General features: G+C 44.3%; 2 protein-coding genes. Both read left to right on the top strand.

Features of this window, described 5'->3' with window-relative positions:
• Positions 1-180 precede the first annotated feature (180 nt).
• On the top strand, positions 181-384 hold the full coding sequence (locus QT990_RS26615; RefSeq protein ID WP_333144783.1) for a hypothetical protein: 204 nt from the start codon (positions 181-183) through the stop codon (positions 382-384).
• Between the two features lie 200 nt (positions 385-584).
• On the top strand, positions 585-1,264 hold a 680-nt coding region (gene galE / locus QT990_RS26610; protein WP_333465949.1), incomplete at its 3' end, for a UDP-glucose 4-epimerase GalE.

Raw genomic sequence — 1,264 nt, 5'->3', positions numbered from 1 at the left:
TCTGATACGTTTCTGATACGTTTCTGATACGTTTCTGATACGTTTCTGATACGTTTCTGATACGTTTCTGATACGTTATTTCTGCTGTTGAGCAAATTGATTTGCGGTCGGGTACGCACCATTTTTGGGTCATGAACTGCAATCGGCTTTAACTATTTTGGCATAAAAGCGATCGAATAAATGCGAACCTCTCACAACAAATCGAACTTAACAATTTCTCAAAAAGTCGATCGGATTGTAGCGTCTGGCAAGATCAGTCGCAGGGAACACTTAGTTTTGACTTCGGCTATCCTGTCAGATGATAAAATTTCAGAAGAGGATCGACATCAGATTAATCGGATATTTGATTATATCCAAATTGGTCGCCTCAAGTTTATCGAGTGAACAGAAAGACTTGCACAGTCAGCATCTATCTGGAGTGTAAAAAGCGTTCTTTAGGAGTGCGATCGTCCCGTCGGGCACAGCAAAGCCTATATATTTCGCTTTAATTCTCCGGCTCACGCGGAGTGTGAAAGCGTCTGATGTGGAAGTCTCAAAGTAACAAGGCTCTTGGCAATCCCAGCTACAAAAACAGGCAGAAGAAAATGAGTTCAGAAAAACAAACTATTTTGGTGACGGGCGGAGCTGGATATATTGGCTCTCACGCGGTATTAGCGCTGAAAAACGCCGGTTACGGTGTGGTGATTTTGGATAATTTAGTTTACGGTCACAGAGATATAGTAGATCGGGCTTTGCAGGTCGAGTTGGTAGTTGGCGATACGAACGATCGCACTCTTCTAGACAACTTGTTTGCTACGCACAAGATTGATGCGGTAATGCACTTTTCTGCTTACGCTTACGTGGGCGAATCTGTTACCGACCCAGCTAAATATTATCGCAACAATGTCATCGGCACTATTACGCTTTTGGAAGCAATGATCGCTGCTGACGTGAAGAAATTGGTGTTTTCTTCTACTTGCGCGACTTACGGTGTACCGCAGAAAATTCCGCTCACAGAAGACCACCCGCAAAATCCGATCAATCCCTACGGTGCTACTAAGTTAATGGTAGAAAGGATTTTGTCGGATTTTGACGCTGCGTATGATTTCAAGTCTGTTTGTTTCCGCTATTTTAACGCGGCTGGGGCTGACCCTAACGGGTTGTTAGGAGAGGATCACAATCCAGAAACTCACTTGATCCCACTGGTGTTGTTCGCGGCTTTGGGTAAACGAGATTCGATCGCGATTTTTGGCACGGATTACGAGACTCCTGACGGTACTTGCAT

Source organism: Microcoleus sp. T3_B1 (genome assembly GCF_036700445.1).
Lineage (GTDB): Bacteria > Cyanobacteriota > Cyanobacteriia > Cyanobacteriales > Microcoleaceae > Microcoleus.
Note: the sequence above shows the minus strand (reverse complement) of the source record. Positions and strands in the feature narration are given on the sequence as shown.

What these genes read in the sequence shown, in the direction of transcription:
- QT990_RS26615 (WP_333144783.1), top strand. Translation starts at nt 181, where the DNA reads ATGCGAACCTCTCACAACAAATCGAACTTAACAATTTCTCAAAAAGTC.